This is a genomic window from Oceanobacillus luteolus, assembly GCF_023715655.1.
Lineage (GTDB): Bacteria > Bacillota > Bacilli > Bacillales > Amphibacillaceae > Oceanobacillus > Oceanobacillus luteolus.
Genome location: NZ_JAMBON010000004.1, coordinates 44,890 through 63,759, shown reverse-complemented (window position 1 = coordinate 63,759; position 18,870 = coordinate 44,890). Strand labels below are relative to the sequence as shown.

Below are 18,870 nucleotides of genomic sequence, written 5' to 3'. Positions count from 1 at the left end.
TTGCATATAATTATTTTATGAAAAGATATCGTTATCGTGAACTGATGTAATAATTTGTCGATGAATTTGAGTATGATTCAGGAACAAACAGCTTAGGAATATGTGGGTTAGAGAGGGCTCTTTCATTATTTATTAATTTATTTTAAAATTTTCCTTGATTTATTTTTACGTAGTTGCTATAATTGGTTTTGTCATTAAATAAACTAATTTGTTTGCGGGTGTAGTTTAGTGGTAAAACCTCAGCCTTCCAAGCTGATGATGAGGGTTCGATTCCCTTCACCCGCTCCATACATATGTGTTTAACGCAGTGTCTCGTAAATGAAGGTTACGAGGCGTTGCGTTTTTTATATTCCAGCACATATTTCATAATATTATTAATAGAGTGCTGATAGACTGGGGGATACTTTCTTCCGTAGGCTCGCAGCTCCCGATACACCTTCGCTTTCCGTGGGAGGCTCATCGGCCGCCCGCGGAAAGCGAGAGGTATTTGGACTGTGGACCTCAGATAGTAGTATTTTGTTCAGCAATTTGTATAAAATGGAATTGAAACTGTTTAATCATTAATGTTAAATTAATAGAAAAGTAAGGAGGTGGGCGTTGATGAGGATTGATGAGTTGAAACAGGAAATAATCGATTATAGTAAAGAAATCGGTATAGATAAAATTGGCTTTGCTTCAGCTGATGTATTCAGTGAACTGCGGGAAAGATTACGCCGACAGCAAGAGTTGAATTATCAATCAGGATTTGAAAAAGGCACCATTGAAGAACGTACAGAGCCGGCAAGATTATTGCCTGAAGCCCAGTCAATCATCTCCATTGCCATCGCCTACCCTTCACGAATAAAAAATCAAATCCGCAGTACAAAAGAAGAAAGGCGAGGAATATTTGCCCGAGCTTCATGGGGAATCGACTACCATGTCGTCTTACGTGACCGATTGGAAAAGCTCTCTAATTTTATAAAAGAAAAATACCCTGATGCGGTGAATAAAGTGATGGTTGATACTGGAGAATTATCTGATCGGGCTGTTGCTGAACGAGCCGGTATTGGTTTCAGTGGAAAAAATACATCGATTATTACAAAGGAATTTGGTTCTTTTGTTTATCTTGGGGAATTGATTACAAACTTGCCATTCATTCCCGATGATCCAGTTACGGACAGCTGTGGCGACTGCCGTAAATGTCTCGACGCCTGTCCTACAGGAGCGCTTGTACAGGGCGGACAACTGAACGCACAACGCTGTATCGCTTTTCTGACGCAAACAAAAGATTTTCTGCCTGAAGAGTTCCGTTCGAAAATCGGTAATCGGATTTATGGCTGTGATACATGTCAGCAAGTATGCCCATATAATAAAGGGGTGGACTTCCATTTGCATCCAGAATTTGAACCAGATCCGGAAATTGCTAAACCTAAGCTGAAGCCGATGCTCCGGATGTCGAATCGGGAATTCAAGGAAAAATTCGGTCATTTATCTGGAGCTTGGCGCGGTAAGAAGCCATTGCAACGAAATGCGTTGCTTGCGCTTGCTCATTACAAGGATCAAACTGCTGTAGAAGAAATAACGACTGTTATGAAAGAAGATCCGCGACCGATGATTCGTGGTACGGCTGCTTGGTCTTTAGGTAAGATTGGTACGTCTGAGGCTTTTGACGCAATTCGAGATGCCATGAAGTTTGAAAAAGACGAACATGTTCTCTTTGAAATGGAAAAAGGATTGAAATTCGAATTACAACCATAAAAAAAGAAAATGATACAAGCTTGCCTCCATATACTTTAATGGAGGCGATTTTTATGATGGAGATGAGCGAATACTGGACAAAACTTTTATCAGATGAAAAGGAACAGCCCATTTGGTGGGAGCGGAAGCAGGAATTATGGGAAAGGGAAAAAGGGAGTATTGTTAAAGTGGAAGGCAGGGGAGAACCTTTCCAAAATATAAGGTATGACGACAAAACAAACGAAGATCATTTACTTCATCTGCGTTTTTTAATTAAACAAGAAGGTCGTTACCATTTAGAAGAGCAAGTCTTGCATTATCGGTTGGAGAGGAAAAACGGGGAAATAATTAATTATAAAGAAATTTTACCGGAAATTCCGAACCGTAAAACACCTTCCATTCAAGTGAAAGAGGCCGAAGAAAGTGGAAGACAGGACTTCGTTTATGATCGCAGAGAAGCCGTCCGTTATGCCGAACGATGGTGGAATAGTTATAATCCTGCATTTCGGGTGTTCGATGATGATTGCACGAATTATATCTCCCAATGTTTATATGCTGGCGGTGCACCGATGCGTGGGGCTCCACAGCGGGATCGAGGCTGGTGGTACCAAGGCAATAATTGGAGTTACAGTTGGTCGGTCGCCCATTCACTACGTTGGTATTTAAGTGGTTCGACAGTGGGGTTAAGAGGAAGGGAACTGGAAAATCCTCAAGATCTCATGTTAGGTGACGTAATTTGTTATGATTTTGAAGGTGATGGCAGGTGGGACCATAACACGATTGTTGTTAATAAAGACTTTTATGGGATGCCGCTTGTCAATGCACATACAAATAATAGCAGAAATCGCTACTGGACATACGAAGATTCCGCTGCTTGGACACCTAACATCCAATATAAATTTTTCCGCATTGGTGAATAACGTGCTATAATATTAAAGTTAATTTGTATATTTAAGGAGATTAAAAAAGTGAGTTTACATGTAGTACTATATCAACCAGAAATTCCTGCAAACACAGGTAATATTGGAAGAACTTGTTTAGCTACTGATACGACACTCCATCTTATTCACCCGCTAGGGTTTTCAACTGAAGATAAGATGTTACGCCGCGCTGGTCTAGATTATTGGCAACATTTGGATGTCGTTGAGCATCAATCCATAGATGAGTTATATGAAGCATACCCAGAAGCGGAGTTCTATTATATTGAAAACTTCGGAACAAAGCATTATACCGACTATGATTTCAGTAAGTCAGATAAAGATTATTTCTTTGTTTTTGGTAAAGAATCTTCAGGAATACCCAAAGAAATAATAGAAGGAAAAGAAGATCACTGCCTCAGAATTCATATGAACGACAAAGTCCGTTCGCTGAATTTATCCAATACCGCAGCAATCATCATATATGAAGCGTTAAGACAGCAAGGTTTCCGTGGTCTGGTCTAATTGGAATCGAAAAAATAAACCGTCATCTGCAAAAGATGACGGTTTATTTATGTTTTGTAAACTATTGCTGATATACAGTTACAAATTACTGATTATTCTTTGGTACTCCCGGCTTAGCCTCATACCCTGATGTAAACATGGAAATGATGAAAGTGACACAAACTCCTAGAATTAAAGCTAGCTTCATGAAAAGTCCTCCTTCAACTATAAAACCAACACAAAATTTATTATATGGATTTATTATAACGAATTCAACTTGAATTGTGAACCGAAAACCAAGACATTCAAAAAATGTCGCCTTTTGTCGTATTTTTAAATGTTTTATATATCTCGAATTTGGATAAATAATATAGAGGTTTGAACAAAGTTTTATTGATTTTGGATAAATGTAAGGGTTATCATAAATTTTGCGGCCATTTTTCCGAGATGGAATCATTGTAACAAACATTAATTTGATGTATATTTATATGTGGATGCGACTTCCGTCCTTACAATAAATATTTAACCGTTTACAAGACGGCAATAATACTTCAATGGGGGTATCAAAAGTGATACAGAATGGGGAATCTGTACAACAGTTTTGGCGTCAGATTTATGGACCAAACAGGGGGTATATCGAAGAGCAGTATGAATTGTATAAAGAAAATAGCGAAGCAGTAGAAGCTTCCTTAAAAGAAATCTTTGATACATATGGAGAGCCAGCTTGGCTGGAAGAGAGAGAAAATGATACTGCAGCAGCGCCATCTCAAGGTTTTGCAGATGTAAATATGGAAAAAATCACCTCAGCTTTGAAATATGTTGAGGCTATTCGACGTTACGGACACACCGAAGCGGACATATATCCAGTAGGTGGTTATAAGGGAGAAAATACTACTTACCTGGATTCGAGTACGTACGGATTAACGGATGAAGACTTAAAAGAAATTCCTGCAAAGTGGCTATGGGATAAAGCACCTGCAGATGTGGAAAATGGTCTGGATGTCATTAATCGTTTGAAGAAATACTATACGGGTACGATGACATTTGAATATGAACATGTAAATAATCATGAAGAACGAGAATGGTTCATTGATTTTATAGAATCTGGAAACGCGCGAGTAGAGCCGACAGATGAAGAAAGAAAAAATCTATTGCAGAGATTAGTAGATGTTGAAGGATTCGAAAGCTTCCTGGCGAGAACTTTTGTTGGGCAAAAGCGCTTCTCCATCGAAGGGTTGGAGTCGATGGTGCCAATGATTGATGAGGTCATCAATCATGCGATTCAAGACAACACGAAAAATGTCATGATGGGTATGGCACACCGGGGAAGACTTGCTGTTTTAGCAAATGTATTAGGGAAGCCTTATGATAAGATTTTCTCAGAGTTTAACTATACTTCGGATAAGGAACTTATGCCATCTGAAGGTTCACAGGCAATCAGCTATGGGTGGACAGACGACGTTAAATATCACTATGGGGGAACAAAAGCTTATCCAAGTGATAAAGAAGCGAAGACAAGAATTACTTTAGCACACAATCCTTCCCACCTAGAGTTTGTCAATCCGGTGGTGGAAGGTTTTGCACGAGCTGCACAGGATGAACGGAAAGAAAAAGGTTATCCGAAGCGTGATGAAAATAAAGCGGTCGCTCTATTAATCCACGGTGATGCGGCATTCATCGGTGAAGGGGTTGTTGCAGAGACACTTAACCTATCCAATTTGCCTGGCTATAATACTGGAGGAAGCATACATATTATCGCCAACAACTTATTAGGGTATACGACGGATAGGGAAGATGGGCGATCTACTCGTTATGCAAGTGATTTGGCGAAGGGCTTTGAAATTCCAATCATCCGCGTGAACGCAGATGATCCGATTTCATGTATCTCTGCAGTGAAAATTGCTTGGGAATATCGTAAGAAGTTTAAAAAAGATTTCCTCATTGATTTAGTAGGTTATCGTCGCCATGGACATAACGAAATGGATGAACCACGTACAACACAGCCGACATTGTACAAGGAAATTGATAATCATCCACCAGTAGCAAAATTATTTGCTGATCGTCTTGTAGAGAGAGGAACAATTAAATCTGGTGACTATGAAAAACTTCAAGAAGAAATCTATAATAAATTGCATGGTATTTACAGCAATATGAACGAGCAGAAAATCGGCAAACCAGAACTGCCGAAAATGCCAAAATATCTCTTGAATGGATTAGAGAAGTTCGAAACAAAAGTAGATTTGGATGTACTTAAAAAATTAAATCAAGAGCTTCTGAACCGTCCGGAAGGTTTCAATGCTTTTAAGAAAACAGAGCGTATCCTCGGACGTCGGGCTAAAATGCTGGATGAAGGCAATATAGTGGATTGGGGTGCAGGTGAAGCATTGGCATTTGCTTCAATTCTGCGAGATGGTATTCCAATTCGAATTACTGGACAGGATACCGAGCGTGGTACTTTCGCTCACCGACATATCGTCCTCCGTGATGTGGAAACGAATGAGAAATACAGTCCTATGCATGGATTATCAGAGGCGAAAGCATCATTTGATGTGAGGAACAGCCCGCTTTCTGAAGTGGCTGTACTAGGATTTGAATATGGTTATAGTGTTCAATCACCTAATACACTTGTAATCTGGGAAGCTCAGTTTGGCGATTTTGCCAACGTTGCTCAAGTTGTTTTTGATCAATTCATCTCATCAGCACGGGCCAAGTGGGGAGAGAAGTCCAATATGGTTCTTCTTTTACCGCATGGTTATGAAGGTGCAGGTCCAGAACACTCTAATGCCAGATTAGAAAGGTTCTTACAAGGTGCAGCAGAAAATAACTGGATTATTGCCAATGTCACATCATCTGCACAGCTCTTCCATATTTTACGGAGACAGGCTGCGCTAAGAGGACGTGATGAAGCAAGGCCTCTAGTGATGATGACACCAAAGAGCAGTATGATTCGAAATCCGTTAATGGGTGCAACAGCCAAAGAATTTTCCGAGGGCAAATTTATGCCGCTCAGACAGCAACCAAACTTCGAGCCGAACCGGGAGAAAGCTACACGCCTCTTGATAGGAAGCGGTAAAGTAATGGTTAATATTGAAGAAGAGATGTCCAAGTCAGATGAAAATTACGATTGGCTGCAAATCGTGCGTGTCGAACAGCTTTATCCGTTCCCTGAGAAGGAACTGAAAGCTGAATTAGACAAGTTGCCGAATGTTAAGGAGATTGTTTGGGTACAAGAAGAACCGAAAAATATGGGGCCATGGGATTTTGTAAGTGATTATTTAAGAGATCTGAAGAAGGATGATCAAACATTAAGTGTTATTAGCAGGCCGAGACGAGCTGCACCAGCAGGAGGAGTTCCAATCTTCCATAAAGCAGCACAGAGCAGTATCATCAATCAGGCATTAACAAAAAACTAAGGGGGAGTTACTGGTGCAAGACATCAAAATACCAGAATTAGCTGAATCTATTACTGAAGGAACAATCGCTGAATGGTTAGTCAAAGAAGGGGACAAAGTTGAAAAAGGGGACCCTTTGATTGAGCTTGAAACGGATAAAGTAAACGTAGAAGTGAATTCGGAGTTTTCCGGGGTAATTACAGAAATCGCAGTTGCTGAAGGGGAAGATGTAACTGTTGGTGATGTAGTTGGAAAACTGGATGAAAATGGAGAAGCCGTGGCAGCGTCTGCTCCAGCTGAAGAGCCGAAGAAAGCGGAAGCTCCTGCTAAGGAAGAGGCTCCAGCTAAGGAAGAGACACCATCAGCACAAAGTGAAACACCTAAAGCAGAGGAACAGCAAGCAGCTGCTGAGAAGTCAGAAGTGATTGCATCACCTGCAGCTAGAAAACGTGCCCGTGAACTCAATATTGATTTAAGTACGGTTTCACCTGTTGATCCTCTTGGCCGTGTACGTCCAGAAGATGTAGAAAGAGCTGCCGCTCAACTTGTAGAATCTGCAAAACAACCGAAACAAGAGGCACCAAAACAACAAGAAACAACTGAATTTACAAAACCAGTAGAACGAGTGAAGATGACACGTCGTCGTCAAACGATTGCGAAGAATCTTGTAAATGTTCAACACGAAGCTGCCATGTTGACAACTTTCAATGAGGTTGATATGTCTGCTGTCATGAAGCTACGTGCAGAACGCAAGGATAAGTTCCAAGAGAAACATGGTGTGAAACTTGGATTCATGTCCTTCTTTACAAAGGCTGTCGTTGGTGCATTGAAAGAATTCCCGCTACTGAATGCTGAAATTCAAGGTAATGAATTAGTCATCAAGAAATTCTATGATATTGGTATTGCGGTTTCGACAGAGGAGGGACTTGTCGTTCCGGTTGTACGTGACGCCGATCGCCTAGATTTCGCTGGAGTAGAAAAAGAAATTATGAACCTTGGCCTCAAGGCAAGAGAAAATAAACTTGCTCTATCAGACTTGCAAGGCGGAACTTTCTCGATTACTAACGGAGGAATCTTTGGTTCGATGTTATCGACTCCTATCTTGAATGCTCCACAGGTAGGGATCTTAGGTATGCATAACATCGTCAAACGTGCAGTCGTCATGCCGGATGATAGTATTGAGGTTCGACCTATGATGTACTTGGCACTATCATATGACCACCGAATCGTCGATGGTAAAGATGCGGTACAATTCTTAGTTCGTATTAAGCAAATGCTTGAAGACCCATATGATTTATTATTAGAAGGTTAATATATAATGTTAAAAGAGCTCCACAACTATGCTAAATAGCTGCGGAGCTCTTTTCTGATTTGGCAATTTTTCTTTGAACGACTTTTAATCGGATGAATAATGCTATAGCCCCCGAACTAAGACCAACAATAATACCTACCCAATAACCAAAAGGCTCAAGTTTCGTATAGTTTGCTAGGATCCAACCAGTCGGCAGTCCAATTACCCAATAAGATACAAGCGCAATGACTAGAGTAATATTCACATCTTTGTAGCCGCGAAGCGCACCTTGAATTGGAGCGCCGATAGCATCAGCCAACTGGTAAAAAACAGCGAATATGATAAATTGTCTCGTCAAATCAATAACCTCAGGGGTTGAATTATACAATGCTGCTACAGGATCTCTAAATACAAATAGTACGAAACCGGTAAATAAAGCGACAAATAACCCACTAGAAATTCCTATTTTTGTATAAGTTTTGGCATGATCTAACCGTTTTGCACCCACTTCATAACCAACTGCAATGGTAAGTGCGATTCCAACACTAAGTGGAATCATATATAATAAAGTGGCAAAGTTCATTGCAGCTTGGTGGGCAGCAATAGTGTATGTACTGTATACGCTCATCAGTAAAGTCACTGCAGAAAATATACTCGTTTCGAAAAATATTGCAAAACCAATTGGAACACCGATTTTTAACTGTTCCAACCAGTCATCAATTTTTGGTTTACTGAAGCTTGAAAATAAATCAAAAGGACGAAAAACATGCCATCGTACACATATAATGATAGCAATGCCGCATATCAACTAATAGGTTAACGCAGTTGCAATTCCAGCTCCTATGCCCCCTAATGGAGGAATTCCGAATTTCCCAAAAATAAATATATAATTCAAGAAAACATTTATAGGTAAAGCAATCAGCATAATAAACATAGATAATCGAGTTTGTCCAAGAGCATCGATAAAGCTTCGAAGTGTATTGAAGATAAATAAAGGAATAATCCCTATTGCGAGAGTAATAAGATAGTATTTCGCAATATGCTTAACACTATCCTCCAAATCCATCAACGCAAGTACCGGATTGATTAATATCGCTCCTAATATAATAACTGCGATGGCTAGAACTATGGAAAGATAGATACCTTGGTAAACTTTGTTAGCAATCAGTTGATTTTGTTTTCCACCATGAAGGTGGGAAATAATTGGAGTAATCGCTAGAATAATACCATTTATCCCGGTAAACACTGGTATCCATAGATTGGATCCAATAGCAACCCCTGCCAAGTCGACTGCCCCTGCTTGACCACTCATAAGCGTATCGAAGAAGCTCATTAAATTCATGGAAACCTGTGTGACAAGCACAGGGATAAGAATATAAATAAATAATTTTATTTTAGATTTAAGACTCGATGTAGTATACATGTTATTCTTCCTTTTTAATCATATTTCGATTACACTAGATAATTGAAACAGCAATTTAGATTATACCATGTATACGTTATACTTATAGGAAAGATTCTGTTATTAGCAATATAGAGAGGGAGAACGTTAGATGAATAGTAAGAAACGCATTCTTTTTACCGGCGGAGGCACTGCTGGTCATGTCATTGTAAATTTAGCACTGATTCCGGTATACCAAAATGCCGGCTGGGAAATAGATTACATCGGTTCGTATGATGGAATTGAACGTAACCTGATTGAACCATTAGAAGGGGTGACATATCACCCGATTTCTACAGGTAAGTTAAGACGTTATATGTCTGTTGAGAATTTTAAGGACCCTTTTAAAGTACTAAAAGGGACATTGCAAGCTTATCGGATTATTGGAAAGAAAAAACCAGCTGCCATTTTTTCAAAAGGCGGTTTTGTTTCTGTGCCCGTTGTAATTGCGGCTAAGCTTCGTGGTGTACCTACGGTTATTCATGAATCGGATTATACGCCAGGGCTGGCGAATAAACTATCGATTCCATTCGCCAAGAAGGTACTTGCAACCTTTGAAGAAACTTTAGAATTTCTACCTGAGCAAAAAAGAGAGCATGTCGGTGCAGTAATCCGTGAAGAACTGTTCACAGGATCACGTGAAAAGGGGCTTACGTTTGCTCAGCTGAAAGGTGATAAACCAGTTCTACTCATCATGGGTGGAAGTGGAGGTTCGGAGAAGATAAATGAGACGGTAAGAAGAAGCCTGCCACAATTACTGAAGCAATTTGAAATCATCCATATTTGTGGACATGGAAAAGTCAACCGGGAGTTTGATCAACATGGATATATTCAATTTGAATATGTTAATGAAGAATTGAAGGATATTTTTGCTGCTACCGATTATGTACTTTCCAGAGCAGGCTCTAATGCCATATTCGAATTCTTGGCATTACGGATTCCGATGCTGCTTATTCCTTTATCTTTGGAAGCGAGCAGAGGAGACCAAATTGTAAATGCCAGATCATTTAAAGAAAAAGGTTATGCTCGTGTACTTGAAGAAGAAGAGCTATCCGAGAAAAAACTTGTCGAGGAATTGCAACACCTCATGACTAGTTCACCTGTAATCCGGGATAAAATGAAACAATTTGAACCTCAAGCCAGTCGAGACAGGGTTGTTAAGATTATTGAACAGGCTATGAAAAGATAATTAAAAGAGCAGCAGAAAATCAGTTTTCTGCTGCTCGATGTCTTATATGTGCAAGAATTTCTGAGTCTATCCAAAAGCACCGGTATTAATGATTTCCACATCAACAGAGAACTCCACTGAAACATCCCGATACTTTTCATCCCACTCTTTCCCGGTAGTTTTGCTCCCTTTTCTCGTAGCGATGTACTTTCTGCCAATACCAAATGCATCTGACTTCACATCCTGTAATTTTGTTAACAATTCTTCATATTTTTGCTTGTAATAGGATTCTATGTCGTTCTTTAACTGATCAGAAATCTTTTTAGTGTTGATCTCCAATGGTATGGAAGTTTCCAGCACCTCAAGTCTCATTTTAATTTTTGCCTCAAAGGCTAATGAATCTTGATCAATAATTTTAAGTTTTCCATTTCCTTTACTGAGATGCATAGAAATTTGTAATTCTTCTGTATCGGCAGGAATCTCTCCTATTAAATGATCTCGATAATTCTCTAATGGAACACTCGCATTTAAAAGAGTTTTACTAACATTTCTTCTCATTTGATTAACTAAGAATGAATCTTCTAAAGATATTTCTAATACATAGCGATCATCGTGGAAGACAGCTGCACCAACAAGAGTCGGTCGGCCTTCCACATCATCGATTATCGGAAGAAGCGGGTCAATACCAGGTTCCTCAATATAACGGTCGACATTAACTAATTCGCTGATTGGTAACTTATTTTGTCTTGTTTCCTTGTTGATTAAGTCTTTAAAGAATTCCGATTTGTTGATCGTGATTTGTTCGTAGGTCAGTTCAATGATTTCTCTTGCTGTTTGATTCGTTACAGCTAACAGCATTTTTTCTGAAACCCGGGCGTCACGGACTAGCGCACTGACAAATGGCAGGATACCTTGTTCTGCCGCTTCTTTTCCGTATAACTCCAAGGTTATTTTACCAGGCGACAACAAATAACTGGATTCTTTTCCCGCATCTTCTCTGGCTTCTTTTAGGGTTTTTCCTCTCCCGGTAAGTAAACTCGTAGTTTCTTGTACTACTGGATCAAAAATATAAGGAACGATAACCGTTTCAAGCATTCGTTCTTGATTCTCTTCAATTAAATCTACACCTCGTGTATTAACAATAGCTGTTTCCTCTATCTGAGTAGGAGCTAAGCAGGCTTGCAGAAGAATAACCAAAATTAATAGTAATAGAAAGTTAACTTTCCGCATGCTGTTTTCCTCCTCGCTTTTTTTTGATCTTTTGTTTGATAATCACAATGGGTAGAAGAATTAACGGATAAATATATACAATTCCCATATCGAAATACTTGGAGATTTCAATTATTGTCTGAATATCATAATATTGGCGGATAAAAGGAATAAGAGCCATAACAATACCCAAAGTAGTATAAAGACTTATCTTCTTTGGGATGTTATATATTCTTTTTAGAATGTAGATAATACACCACATTAGAATAACCGCGCGAGGTATCGTGATCATCATCCATTCTGCGACAACAACGTAATCGAGTCTTTCAACGATAGGTGAGGTTTGGATTTTAAATAAAGTTAATACGACCCAAATTCTCCGTTCTAGTTGAGCTGGGTTTAAAAATCCTATAGAGATGATGGTGGTTAGAAGGACAACGAAAGCTACCCATGAAATACCTAGGAAAAGCGGTTTTTTCACTCTTTCTTTATTTTGGATGAAGGGATAAATAAAGAATAAAACTTCAAAACCAGTGAATGTGTAACTGGTGGCTAATACCCCATTAATCGCAACATCCGTTATACTCCTATCCATAATTGGAAGAAAGTTAATTAATTCCATTTGCCGTAACGGGTCAATTAATAGGAATACTAACCAATACGAACAAATCATGAAAATAAAGCATACGCCGATTACGACACGTAGACCACCAAGCACAGTGTATATAATTAAGCTAATCAGCATCAAGCCAAGAATAAAGTTATTACTGTCAGGGAAAATGAATACTTTAATAATTTCAATATAAATCAATAGTGCTGCGAATAATTCAGTACTAAAATGAAAGAAATACAGCGTTCCAACTAGTTTTGCTATAAAATTACCAAAAAGGTCGGCATGTATTCCTAATATATCTGCGTTTTCATATTGTTTGAGAATATACAACATAATAAATAGAAGCAGGACAATCAATAAATAGCTAATTATGACTGATATCCATGCGTCGTGCCCTGCTTCTAAAAAAATAATCCGGGGTGTACCAATCATTTCAACACCTGTTGTTACAGAGACGAGGATGGCAAAAAGATAGAAGGATTGAAATTGTTTATTCTTTGGAATATCAAGGTTTACTTTCATTCGATCCCCTACTTTTCATTATCTTTTTTCACCGTTGCTTTATTTTTCCCGTAAGTATGTTTATCCTTAAGTCTGTAGGATAAAAAGCGTCTACCTTGTTTCTGCTCCGGCAGACGGAAAAATACTTTATTAAAATCAGCTAACCTCAATGGATATAATGGAGTTAGATATGGTCTGCCAAGTGATTCTAAACGAACAAGGTGAATGACTAATAAGCATATACCAAACATGATTCCGATTATCCCATACATACTAGCAAATATAATCAATGGAAATCGGACAAATCGGAGTGTATTCCCCATAACATAATTGGGTGTCGAGAAGGACGCCAAGGCACTTAGTGTAACTAAGATAATCAGAATATTACTGGTGATTCCGGCTTGAACAGCTGCTGTACCGACAACAACACCACCAACAATACCAATTGTTTGACCTACTTTAGTAGGCAGTCTCGCTCCCGCTTCCCGGAGGAGTTCGATGACCAATTCAATAATGATTACTTCAAGAATTGGTGGAAAAGGAACCGCTGCCCGCGATTGACCGATGGACATGAGAAGTTGTGATGGAATCAGTTCATAATGAAAAGTAGTTGCAGCGACATACATCGGCGTCAACATCAAGGTAACGAATGCAGCAAGAAATCGTAGAGAAAGAATAAAGCTGCTCAGATTCCAATGAAAATAGCGATCCTCCGTCGATTCGAAAAAACTAAAAAAAGTAGAAGGGGCAACCATAGCCAGTGGACTACCCTCAACAAGTACAATAATTTTTCCTTCCTTTACGGCGTAGGTCGCTCGGTCGACCAATTCAGTTGCAACGTATTGAGGAAAGACGGAAGTGGAGTTATCGAGAATATATTGTTTTAACATATGAATATCTTCAATCATATCCACTTTAAGGTCATTCAGGCGTTGCCGCATGGTATTGACATCTGTTTCGTTTGCAACTGATTTTAGATAAATAATCCTCGCTTCTTTCGGATTCCGTTCGCCTACCATTATTTTTTCCCGTGCTAGATCCGGAGTGTTTAATCGCCAGCTGATTACGTTTAAATTGCTTTGCATTGATTCTGTAAAGGCTAGCTGGGGACCTATGACAATCGCTTCTGTTTCAGCCCTTTCGAGGGCACGTTTTTCACTTTTTGACAGTTTATAAGTGATGAGCTGTTTATCTTGTTCTAAATATAAAAAAACTTCACCCTTATTTAAACCATTAACTGTATCTTCCAATTTTGTAGTCGTTTTACCTGATGCAAGTGGTATTCCACTTAATATGGTATCAGTTGACCAATCGGACTCCATGGATAGTAACGGATTTAAGAGACTTTCTTCTAGTTTTGTGTGATCAATGAGAAATGGGATATAAAATACCGCAATTTGTTTTTCATTCTGCTGATATGTAGTGTAATTCAAGTCTTGGCTGTTGATAACGAGGGATTCCACTTTGTTTTTTAGTTGATCTACACTCATAGGAAGTGCAGACTTTCCATTATTTTTCTTTGCTGGTCGCATAATTACCCCACCTAAGGTTTGTATATTTCATAGTATGGATTAGACATGAAAAAATATCCTGCTTCTTTATTATATTTCGACGATATAAGAGAAAATATGCCAAAAAGTATTAGCTAAAGAAGTAAGAAAGTATAGGTCAACTTTTCTAAAAATTTAAAATAAGTGCTTGTATTACTATACGGAGTACTGTATGATAGGGGAAAGAAAATAAGGGGTGAGAAGATGAAGAGTAGAATTGTTCGAAATTGTCGATTGTGTCAGGATTTATTGGTTGATAGTCCCTTTATGTTATGTGCGACATGCTTGCATGATAGCGAACAAGTATGGAATTTCATCAGGAAAAACCCTTTTGTATCTGTTCATGATATTGTTGTAGCTACTAGAATTGAATATTTGAAAGTAGAACGGATGATTAATTATGGTAATAAACGGAATCAGCGTTCAACAATTGAAAATAAATCGAACTCCAGTTAAAAATAATATTCCATGAAGAATAGTTCATATGAGCTATTCTTTTTTTGTGTGAAAAATATAAAAGTGATTGACAAATATATTCAAAATACTATAATTATTAAGGTATCTTAATTTTCGTTCAGGAGGAGGTCATGAAGATGAATTCATTAGTTGTATATTCATTAAATAAAATATCAAATGTGACCTTTATTTGTAGCATAGAGTGAAGGTCACTCTAAAGACGTGTGGCCGTATTTTTTTATGTATATTATTGATTTCTGACACACGAGTCGATAGACACGTGTGTTTTTTATTCGGGGAATTTAGAGAGTGGGTGGAAAGATGTTTCAAGTATTTAAGAAACTGGATTGGTTTTTCAAGTTTTATTGGAAACGTTATATGTTTGCAATTATTGCGCTCTGTACAGCGAGTGCGATCGGTTTAATTCCTCCAAAGATAATAGGTTATACGATTGACCAGATTCAATACGAAACATTAACTTGGGAGAGTTTACAATTCATCATCCTTCTATATTTAGCACTTATCGTCATCCATTATACGATTTCATATTTATGGGATTATACGTTATTCGGTGGTGCGGTCATTTTGGAGAAATGGTTGCGTACAAAGTTAATGACGCATTTTCTTAAAATGACTCCAACTTTTTTCGGTAAGTATCGAACTGGTGACTTGATGGCAAGGGCAACCAACGATTTAAAAGCAATTAGTCAAACAGCTGGATTTGGGGTTCTGACTCTCGTTGATTCCAGTATTTTCATGATTATGATTATCGGTATGATGGGCTTTACGATTAGTTGGCAATTGACATTGGCCGCTCTTCTGCCATTGCCTATCATGGCGGTTGTCATGAATAAATACGGCTCTGCCATTCATTCTCGGTTCATGAAGGCTCAAGACGCGTTTGGAAATATGAATAATGAAGTGCTTGAATCTATTCGCGGTGTACGTGTCATCCGGGCGTTTGTTCAAGAGGAGCAAGAATTGAATCGGTTTGACAAGATGACAGAAGACGTTTATCTCAAAAATATGGAAGTGACAAAAATTGATGCTTTATTTGAACCGACGATTAAAATCCTCGTTGGGCTTTCTTATACGATTGGATTAGGATATGGAGCTTTTCTCGTTTTTGAGAACAAGATGACGTTAGGTGACTTGGTTACATTTAATGTTTACTTAGGAATGTTGATCTGGCCAATGTTCGCTGTTGGTGAACTGATTAATATACTACAGCGTGGGAATGCCTCACTTGATCGGATTGAGGACACGATGAGTTATAAAGCGGATGTCCAGAATCCTGAACAGGGGAAACAGCTGCGCGGTGTGGATGCGATTGATTTCAATCAAGTGACGTTTTCCTATCCGGGGACAGAGTACAATCAGTTGAAATCTATAGAATTGCATGTGAAAAAGGGAGAAACGATTGGTGTTGTTGGAAAAACAGGAGCAGGAAAAACAACTTTATTTAAATTGATGTTGAGACAATATTCAGGAATGAAGGGCAGTATCATTTTTTCTGGTATTCCTATAGAGCAGCTGGAGTTAGCGGAGCTTCGCAATTGGATTGGTTATGTCCCGCAGGATCAGATGATGTTTTCAAAAACGATTCGTGAAAATATCCAATATGGGAAAGAAGATGCGACGGATGAGGAGATTTATCGCATATTAGATTTAGCCCATTTTCTTGATGATATAAAACAACTTCCCGACGGGTTGGATACCCAAGTTGGTGAAAGTGGAATTACATTGTCGGGTGGTCAGAAGCAGCGGGTAGCATTGGCGCGGGCTTTTATTAAGGATCCCGAAATATTAATTCTGGATGACTCCTTATCCGCTGTAGATGGAAAGACGGAAGCCATGATCATCCAACATTTGCGGAAAGAAAGAAAAAATAAAACGACGTTTATTGCAGCTCATCGGTTATCAGCGGTAACACATGCTGATCAAATTATTGTCCTTGACAATGGAAAAATAACCGAGCAAGGAACCCATGAAGAGCTGTTAAAACAAAATGGCTGGTACAAGGAACAATATGAACAGCAGCAGTTGGAGCGACTGGGGGATAGCGGAGCATGAAAAAGAAATCAACAGAAAGAAGACTATTTCAATACGCGCTTCATTATAAAAAAGGGATTTTTATAGGATTGATTTGTTTAGCAATTGCCGTAACGTTAGAGCTTGCTGGCCCATTTATAGCTAAAACAGTAATTGATGATCATATTTTGGGCGTGGAGGGCTACTGGCAGGAAGTAGTGGAGGATAACGATCGTTATACGATTGCTTATGATGACAAGTATTATAAACGAGTCGACCGTTTGTTGCAAACAGATGAAGTGGTTGGAGAACCACACACCTTAATGCAAGTTGGTACATCCTATTACATGATTGATGATCAAGCGCCGCTCTCTGGTGTTAGGGAAGTGGGGGATAGCCAGATCAGTATTGAATTCGGTGAGGATGTTCTTACTTACGATGCAATAAAATTAAACCTTCAAGAAATGTATGCGTTTTTTGAACCGGAACAACGCCCCATCATCCTGCTCTTAGTATTATATATGGTACTTCTGCTTATAGCCGGTGTGTTTAAATTTTTTGAGACGTATCTCTTGCAGCAAGCCTCCAATCAAATCATTAAAAAGATGCGTATGGATTTGTTTGCACAAACCCAACGTATTCCGATCAATTACTTCATTGATAGGCCAGCTGGAACGATTGTTTCCCGGATAACGAATGATACAGAAGCAATTCGTGACCTGTATGAACGTGTATTATCGATAATTGTATCGAGTATAGTGTATATGACAGGGATTTTCATCGCTTTGTTCATTTTGGATGCTCGACTTGCAGCAATGTGTTTAATTTTAATACCTGTCATCTTTTTATGGATGAAAGGTTATCAATATTTTGGAACGAAATATAACACTGTCATTCGTGCAACAATCAGTGATATTAATGGGAAGATCAATGAAGCAATTCAAGGCATGCCAATTATCCAGGCTTTCAATCGAGAAAAAAGTACACAAGATGAATTCGAAGAGCTCAATGAGCGGCATTTTACGTATCAAAGGAAGCTAGTTCGTTTGAGCGCATTAACTTCTTATAATTTAGTAACAGTGTTAAGGAATATTACCTTTGTTGGTTTCATTTGGTATTTTGGTTCGGGTTCACTCAATCTGACGAGTATAATTTCCATCGGGATGCTTTACGCTTTTGTGGATTATATTACCCGTCTATTTGAACCTGTAACAGATATTGTTAATCAGTTGCCGCTTATTGAACAGGCACGTGTGGCAGGCCACCGTGTATTTGAACTGATGAATCATAAAGGAGAAGCTATCCAGAACAGTAAAATCAACCGATATCGTGGACACGTGGTTTTTGATCAGGTGACGTTTTCTTATAACGGTGAAGATGATGTGTTGAAGGATATTTCATTTGAAGTGAAACCTGGTGAAACTGCAGCCTTTGTCGGCCATACAGGCTCAGGGAAAAGTTCAATCATGAACCTGCTGTTCCGATTTTACGACCCACAAAAAGGTAACATCACCATTGATGGCTATTCCACAAAAGAATTATCCAGACAGCAAGTACGAAGCCATATGGGAATAGTACTTCAAGATCCGTTTTTATTTACGGGAACGATACTCTCGAATGTCACGATGAATGACCCAGCCATTTCCAGAGAAAGAGCGATTAAAGCTTTAGAAGCCGTTGGTGCAACAGGATTTATTAAAAGATTGCCTAAGGGTTATGATGAAATCGTCACCGAGGGTGGGAGCACATTTTCACTGGGTGAAAGGCAGTTGATTTCTTTTGCTCGAGCCCTTGCATTCGATCCGGCAATCTTAATATTAGATGAAGCGACAGCGAATATGGACACAGAAACGGAAAGTGTGATTCAGCATGCACTGGAGGTGCTCCAAAAAAACCGTACTACGCTGGTCATTGCCCATCGTCTATCAACGATTCAAGACGCAGATCGCATTATTGTACTTGAACGTGGAACTATCAAAGAACGCGGTAATCATGATACACTAATTGAAGAAAAAGGTTTGTATTATCAAATGTATCAGATGCAACAAGGTAGAGTTCGGGCAAGTGTCTCATAGGCGGGG

12 protein-coding genes, 1 tRNA gene and 1 pseudogene are annotated in these 18,870 nt (G+C 38.9%); 10 read left to right on the top strand and 4 right to left on the bottom strand.

The window, feature by feature from the left end; all coding sequences use genetic code 11:
• Positions 1 to 214 precede the first annotated feature (214 nt).
• The 6 genes from M3210_RS04965 to odhB all read left to right on the top strand — a co-directional run bounded on the left by M3210_RS04965 (position 215) and on the right by odhB (position 7,841).
• A tRNA-Gly gene (locus M3210_RS04965) sits at positions 215 to 288 on the top strand.
• Between the two features lie 312 nt (positions 289 to 600).
• Entirely contained in the window at positions 601 to 1,737 is a 1,137-nt protein-coding gene (queG, locus tag M3210_RS04960; RefSeq protein ID WP_251512253.1) for a tRNA epoxyqueuosine(34) reductase QueG, read from the top strand.
• 53 nt (positions 1,738 to 1,790) lie between these two features.
• Complete coding sequence (locus M3210_RS04955) at positions 1,791 to 2,636, top strand: amidase domain-containing protein (RefSeq protein WP_251512141.1); 846 nt, start codon at positions 1,791 to 1,793, stop codon at positions 2,634 to 2,636.
• A 48-nt stretch (positions 2,637 to 2,684) separates the two neighbouring features.
• On the top strand, positions 2,685 to 3,158 hold the full coding sequence (trmL, locus tag M3210_RS04950; RefSeq protein ID WP_251512138.1) for a tRNA (uridine(34)/cytosine(34)/5-carboxymethylaminomethyluridine(34)-2'-O)-methyltransferase TrmL: 474 nt from the start codon (positions 2,685 to 2,687) through the stop codon (positions 3,156 to 3,158).
• Between the two features lie 548 nt (positions 3,159 to 3,706).
• The gene (locus tag M3210_RS04945; protein ID WP_251512136.1) at positions 3,707 to 6,550 is read left to right on the top strand and encodes a 2-oxoglutarate dehydrogenase E1 component; all 2,844 of its coding nucleotides are present in this window, start codon (positions 3,707 to 3,709) and stop codon (positions 6,548 to 6,550) included.
• Positions 6,551 to 6,563: 13 nt separating this feature from the next.
• The gene (gene odhB, locus M3210_RS04940) at positions 6,564 to 7,841 is read left to right on the top strand and encodes a 2-oxoglutarate dehydrogenase complex dihydrolipoyllysine-residue succinyltransferase (protein WP_251512134.1); all 1,278 of its coding nucleotides are present in this window, start codon (positions 6,564 to 6,566) and stop codon (positions 7,839 to 7,841) included.
• A 31-nt stretch (positions 7,842 to 7,872) separates the two neighbouring features.
• Here the strand turns inward: odhB and M3210_RS04935 are convergent.
• Positions 7,873 to 9,243: pseudogene (locus M3210_RS04935) on the bottom strand (MATE family efflux transporter).
• A gap of 130 nt (positions 9,244 to 9,373) precedes the next feature.
• Here M3210_RS04935 and murG point away from each other — a divergent pair.
• Entirely contained in the window at positions 9,374 to 10,450 is a 1,077-nt protein-coding gene (gene murG, locus M3210_RS04930; protein WP_251512131.1) for an undecaprenyldiphospho-muramoylpentapeptide beta-N-acetylglucosaminyltransferase, read from the top strand.
• Positions 10,451 to 10,516: 66 nt separating this feature from the next.
• On the opposite strand, the gene M3210_RS04925 is transcribed toward murG, so the two are convergent.
• Genes M3210_RS04925 through M3210_RS04915 form a run of 3 tightly spaced genes read right to left on the bottom strand, consistent with a single transcriptional unit; the run spans position 10,517 to position 14,284 of the window.
• Positions 10,517 to 11,659: a Ger(x)C family spore germination protein gene (locus tag M3210_RS04925; protein ID WP_251512129.1), complete on the bottom strand. Its 1,143-nt coding sequence runs from the start codon at positions 11,657 to 11,659 to the stop codon at positions 10,517 to 10,519.
• The gene (locus M3210_RS04920) at positions 11,646 to 12,773 is read right to left on the bottom strand and encodes a GerAB/ArcD/ProY family transporter (RefSeq protein WP_251512126.1); all 1,128 of its coding nucleotides are present in this window, start codon (positions 12,771 to 12,773) and stop codon (positions 11,646 to 11,648) included. Before M3210_RS04920 ends, M3210_RS04925 begins: the two co-directional genes overlap by 14 nt.
• Positions 12,774 to 12,781: 8 nt before the next feature.
• On the bottom strand, positions 12,782 to 14,284 hold the full coding sequence (locus M3210_RS04915) for a spore germination protein (protein ID WP_251512124.1): 1,503 nt from the start codon (positions 14,282 to 14,284) through the stop codon (positions 12,782 to 12,784).
• 222 nt (positions 14,285 to 14,506) lie between these two features.
• Here M3210_RS04915 and M3210_RS04910 point away from each other — a divergent pair, with 222 nt between their 5' ends.
• From M3210_RS04910 to M3210_RS04900, 3 genes are all read left to right on the top strand, one after another.
• Positions 14,507 to 14,758, top strand: a complete 252-nt coding sequence (locus M3210_RS04910) for a hypothetical protein (protein ID WP_251512122.1) — start codon at positions 14,507 to 14,509, stop codon at positions 14,756 to 14,758.
• A 321-nt stretch (positions 14,759 to 15,079) separates the two neighbouring features.
• Positions 15,080 to 16,831 carry an ABC transporter ATP-binding protein gene (locus tag M3210_RS04905; RefSeq protein ID WP_251512119.1) on the top strand — a complete coding sequence of 584 codons (1,752 nt, stop codon included), beginning with the start codon at positions 15,080 to 15,082 and terminating at the stop codon, positions 16,829 to 16,831.
• A complete protein-coding gene (locus M3210_RS04900) occupies positions 16,828 to 18,864 on the top strand; it encodes an ABC transporter ATP-binding protein (RefSeq protein ID WP_251512117.1) in 2,037 nt (678 codons plus the stop codon). The genes M3210_RS04905 and M3210_RS04900 overlap by 4 nt, the downstream gene beginning before the upstream one ends.
• Positions 18,865 to 18,870: the final 6 nt, after the last annotated feature.